Origin of the sequence: Jeotgalicoccus marinus DSM 19772, from assembly GCF_000425825.1 — a bacterium.
GTDB lineage: Bacteria > Bacillota > Bacilli > Staphylococcales > Salinicoccaceae > Jeotgalicoccus > Jeotgalicoccus marinus.
The window spans coordinates 1-4,969 of sequence record NZ_AUEE01000024.1; the positions used below are offsets into that span (position 1 = coordinate 1).

At 32.3% G+C, this 4,969-nt stretch carries 4 protein-coding genes and 1 pseudogene; 3 read left to right on the plus strand and 2 right to left on the minus strand.

The genetic code is table 11. The features are described from left to right. Positions 1-757: 757 nt before the first annotated feature. Together H624_RS0109070 and cstR are read right to left on the minus strand one after the other, a co-directional pair. Positions 758-1,516, minus strand: coding sequence for a sulfite exporter TauE/SafE family protein (locus H624_RS0109070; protein ID WP_026867297.1), 759 nt, complete (start codon positions 1,514-1,516; stop codon positions 758-760). Beyond that, a complete protein-coding gene (gene cstR, locus H624_RS0109075) occupies positions 1,516-1,776 on the minus strand; it encodes a persulfide-sensing transcriptional repressor CstR (protein WP_026867298.1) in 261 nt (86 codons plus the stop codon). Before cstR ends, H624_RS0109070 begins: the two co-directional genes overlap by 1 nt. Positions 1,777-1,913: 137 nt before the next feature. Between cstR and cstA the strand changes: the two genes are divergently transcribed. The 3 genes and pseudogenes from cstA to H624_RS12790 form a co-directional block, all read left to right on the plus strand. Continuing rightward, entirely contained in the window at positions 1,914-2,981 is a 1,068-nt protein-coding gene (gene cstA / locus H624_RS0109080) for a persulfide response sulfurtransferase CstA (RefSeq protein WP_026867299.1), read from the plus strand. Between the two features lie 30 nt (positions 2,982-3,011). Then, positions 3,012-4,346, plus strand: a complete 1,335-nt coding sequence (gene cstB / locus H624_RS0109085; protein WP_026867300.1) for a persulfide dioxygenase-sulfurtransferase CstB — start codon at positions 3,012-3,014, stop codon at positions 4,344-4,346. 405 nt (positions 4,347-4,751) lie between these two features. Next, positions 4,752-4,969, plus strand: a pseudogene (locus H624_RS12790) (ISL3 family transposase); the annotation flags it as partial.

The window sequence follows — 4,969 nt, forward strand, 5'->3', positions numbered from 1 at the left end:
ATCTCACAAAGATAATCAATATAATGGTAAAATTTTCGAAGTGGCAGCAGGAAGAGTCGCTGAGAACTTCTTTGGTTCTAACTAAGGCTACTGGGATAAAGATCTTACAGTAGAAAAATTATTTGAAAATGAAGAAGCTATTCTAAATCAAGATGGATATAAGAGTTTAGAAAATACTGTTGATTTATCGAAATGAATGACTGAATATAACACGGGCTGGTAGTATATATACGAAGATACCAAGGTTTGAAAATTATATTTAAAGTCGTTAGACTACATTAATTTAGAAGGATTATTCTGAAAACTCAAAGTGACATTCAATCAAATTGTTAAACGTCCGCATCGAAAAATGATACGCCGAGAATTTCAACAAATAATTCGTAGTTCAAAGTGATACGGTTTGAAGCTTATCACAAGTAGTGCGTGTTAAGACACAATACGCACATGTGGTAACCAGAACCATATAATAAATAATCCTGAAAATCATATAAAGATAATAAACGTGACACTTTTAAAGTGATTTTATTCTTGTTCTTTATAACTAAGATTTAAATAGATAATGATAGGCTTTTTGTTTTTTGATACGACATCACAAAGTCTTTTGAATAATCGAATTCTTTATTATTGATTTTATGTTTCTCATTACTACTTCCTTTAAGATATCCATAGTTATTGAATGCTTGTTTTGTGATACTATTAGCTAATATTTGACGTGTATAATTTTACATATCAGGACTTGTCTGACAAATTTCATTATTTAAAAGATAAGTTGAATAATTGCAACAATGATTAAAATGCTTATAATCCATTTTTGTATGAAGTTGGGGATCTTTTTACTTAATTTCAAACCTAAGGGAGCAAAGATAGTACTCCCTATTATTAGAAATAATGCGTCTTCAAAAGGAACAAACCCCTGTACAAGTTTAATGATAAAGGCACCAATTGAAGATATAAAAGCAATTACTATACTATTAGTAATCACCGTATTCATGGGTAATTTGAATAAAACTAATAATATAGGAATGATGATAAAGGCACCACCTGCGCCTACTATACCCGAAATAATACCAACGAAAAGACCTATAATAACTAGTAAAGGTTTATTAAAGACAGGTTCGCCTGAACGAGATTCGACTTTAATGAACATTAATATTAATGCAAGTAAGGCAATGATAATATAAGTAATATTTACAAAAGTAGTATCAAATAAATTTGCTAGAAATGCTCCTAACATGCTTCCTATAACCATGCCTCCACCCATGGAAATAATTAATTGCGACGAAAATTCTGCGTTTTTTTTTCGAGCTTTCAACGAACCACTTAAAGTACTGAAAAAGACTTGGCTAGAAGTAAGTCCCGATGCAATATATGCACTATATCCAGGAACCCCAAATAGTGGTGGCAATAACAAAATAGCTGGATAAATAATAATAGCACCACCAATACCTACTAAACCAGATATAAATCCTCCGAATACTCCAATGAATAACATGATAACAATTGTAACGATATCCATTATTTACTTTTCACTAATAAATTAACAGCTTCATTAATTAGTTCTTGAGAGTTTTCTCCATTATGCTCGGCTGCTTTTACACATTCTATCAAATTTTCAGTAATAATAATGCTCATTAAACGCTGTAGGGAACTTTTGGATGCACTGATTTGAGTGATTACATCTTTACAATCTTTTCCTTCTTCCATCATTTTTACAACACCATTTAATTGTCCTTGTACTCTATTAATACGATTAATCATTGTTTTATCATAATTCATAGTTAACTCCTCCACTGTTAATTGAATAAAATCATAGTAAATGATTGAAATAACTTTGTCAAATACCTATAGGGGTATTTGACAAAGTTTAATTTTTTATTTATCATACCCCTATAGGTATTTATTAGGAGGATATTATGAAACAATATAACGAAAAGCATATCAACAAGTTCAGTAAGCAAGAATTAGAAAAATTAGGTGCACAAAGTCAACTGATTGACGTAAGAACAGAAGAAGAATATGAGCAAGCACACATAAATGGTGCGACATTACATCCTGTAGATAAGATTGAATCGTTCAATAAAGATAAAAACAAAACTTATTATATACACTGTAAAAGTGGTACCAGAAGTACTAAAGCGAGCGATTATTTAGCTGAACAAGGCTACGATATTGTTAATTTAGACGGTGGCTATAAAGCATATGAAGCAAAAAACGAAGATAATAATACATTAGAAGAAAATACAAATGTAGAAATCAAAGCAGAGCGTAAACAACTTAACTATAGTGGTCTTCAATGTCCAGGACCGATTGTAAATATAAGTAAAGAAATTAAAAATATTGAAGTAGGCGAGCAAATTGAAGTTACAGTGACTGACACTGGTTTCCTTAGCGACATTAAAAGCTGGGTGAAACAAACAGGACATACGTTAGTTGAATTGGATGAAAGTAATAATGTAATTAATGCTATCATTCAAAAAGAAAAACCAAAAGACTTACAAGTGAATCATACTGCTAAAGGTACGACAATTGTACTATTTAGTGGAGAGTTAGATAAAGCAGTGGCAGCAATGATTATTGCTAATGGCGCTAGAGCTGCAGGAAGAGATGTAACTATCTTCTTTACTTTTTGGGGACTTAACGCTTTGAAAAAAGAGCAAACAGTTAACGTTAAAAAGAAAGGCATTGCAAAAATGTTTGATTTGATGTTGCCCAAAACATCTGTACGCATGCCACTTTCTAAAATGAATATGTTTGGCTTAGGTAATATCATGATGCGCTACGTAATGAAAAAGAAAAATGTTAATTCATTACCATCGCTTATCAATCAAGCTATCGAACAAGATATCAAATTAATCGCATGCACGATGAGCATGGATGTTATGGGCATTCAGAAAGAAGAGCTCAGAGACGAAGTTGAGTACGGCGGTGTAGGCACTTATATAGGTGATACTGAAAACGCGAGTCATAATTTATTTATTTAATTAAATCTATCAAAATAAGGAGTTCTTTATATGTTTTTCAAACAATTTTACGATAACAATTTATCTCAAGCATCTTATTTAGTTGGCTGTCAACGAACAGGAGAGGCAATAATAATTGATCCTGTACGTGACTTAACAAAATATATGGAAGTTGCAGATAGCGAAGGTTTTAAAATTACACAAGCTGCAGAAACACATATTCACGCTGATTTTGCTTCTGGAATTCGGGACGTGTCAGAACGTTTAAACGCCAATATATATGTATCTGGCGAAGGTGATGATCAATTAAGTTATAAAAATATGCCGGAACAAACAAATTTTGTTAAAAATCAAGATATTATTCAAGTAGGTAATATTAAATTAGAAGTCTTGCATACACCTGGTCATACCCCGGAGAGTATTAGTTTCTTACTTACGGATGAAGGTGGCGGCTCAACTGTTCCAATGGGTTTATTTAGTGGTGACTTTATTTTTGTTGGTGATATCGGTAGACCTGATTTACTAGAAAAATCAGTACAAATGGAAGGTACTACAGAGATGGGTGCAAAACAGATGTACCAATCTATAGAAAGTGTTAAAGATTTACCAGATTATATTCAAATATGGCCTGGACACGGTGCTGGAAGTCCTTGTGGTAAAGCATTAGGTGCCATACCAATGTCTACGCTAGGTTACGAAAAAATTAATAACTGGGCATTTAATGTAACAGATGAATCTAAATTTGTTGAAATATTAACATCAAATCAACCAGCGCCACCCCATCACTTTGCACAAATGAAAAAAATTAATCAGTTTGGTATGAACATGTATCAACCATATGACGTTTCTCCTAGTCTAGATAATGCAAGAATAGCCTTTGATCTTCGTAGTAAAGAAGCCTTTCATGGTGGTCATACTGAAGGTACAATCAATATCCCTTACAATCAAAACTTCATTAACCAAATCGGTTGGTATTTAGACTATGAAAATAGTATAGATTTAATTGGTGATAAATCTACCGTTGAGCAAGCAACACATACTTTACAATTAATTGGCTTTGATAATGTAGCAGGTTATCGTTTACCAAAATCAGAAATTTTAACCCAATCCATCCATAGCGTTGATATGACTGGTAAAGAAGAATATATACTTGACGTACGTAATGAAGAAGAGTGGAATAATGGGCACTTAGATCAAGCAGTCAATATTCCGCATGGTAAATTATTAAATGAAAATATTCCATTTAATAAAGATGATAAAATATACGTACATTGTCAGTCAGGTGTTAGAAGTTCAATCGCCGTGGGTATCTTAGAAAACAAAGGATTTGAAAATGTCGTAAATATTAGAGAAGGCTATCAAGATTTTCCAGAATCATTAAAATAACTCAAAGGTTGGAAAAATGCGTAACCATTGCGAATTTTTATTGTAAGACAATCAGATATTATAATACTTTCGAGATTATTTAGAATAAATATAAGTCTAAAAGAAATATAGATTTTATAGACATTCTTGGATATTATAGGGACCGTCAAGAGAGTATAAAATAGTTTGTGTAAATGAATAAATAGAAATAGGGAGTCCTTTTCTTGTAGAATCAAGTTACCATACAAAATCCTAAGATAAAGAGGTCTCCCTTATACTCCTTCGGTGTCATATAACGGCTCTATAATAAATACGGTTGATGACTAAAAATCATCAACCGTATTTTTCTATAAAATGATACAAAAATAGCGCAAATGTTCTTATACTAAAGTCACCACAACTCAATAGAAAGGAACATTTACGCCTATGACTCATTTTATATCATCTTTACTTCAAATTAAAGAGCCTAATCTCGATTATACAAAGTCCACTGTTGAAGAAGTTTTCTATAAGGGTATTAAGTCCCTATTTATCACTGCCAAACTCACATATAATCCGACACATTGTCCAGCGTGTGGATGTATCAATGCCGATTATAGTATTGTCAAAAATGGCACGCGTACATCCCGAATCACCTTACCGCA

What these genes read in the sequence shown, in the direction of transcription:
- H624_RS0109070 (WP_026867297.1), bottom strand. Translation starts at nt 1,516, where the DNA reads ATGGATATCGTTACAATTGTTATCATGTTATTCATTGGAGTATTCGGA.
- cstR (WP_026867298.1), bottom strand. Translation starts at nt 1,776, where the DNA reads ATGAATTATGATAAAACAATGATTAATCGTATTAATAGAGTACAAGGA.
- cstA (WP_026867299.1), top strand. Translation starts at nt 1,914, where the DNA reads ATGAAACAATATAACGAAAAGCATATCAACAAGTTCAGTAAGCAAGAA.
- cstB (WP_026867300.1), top strand. Translation starts at nt 3,012, where the DNA reads ATGTTTTTCAAACAATTTTACGATAACAATTTATCTCAAGCATCTTAT.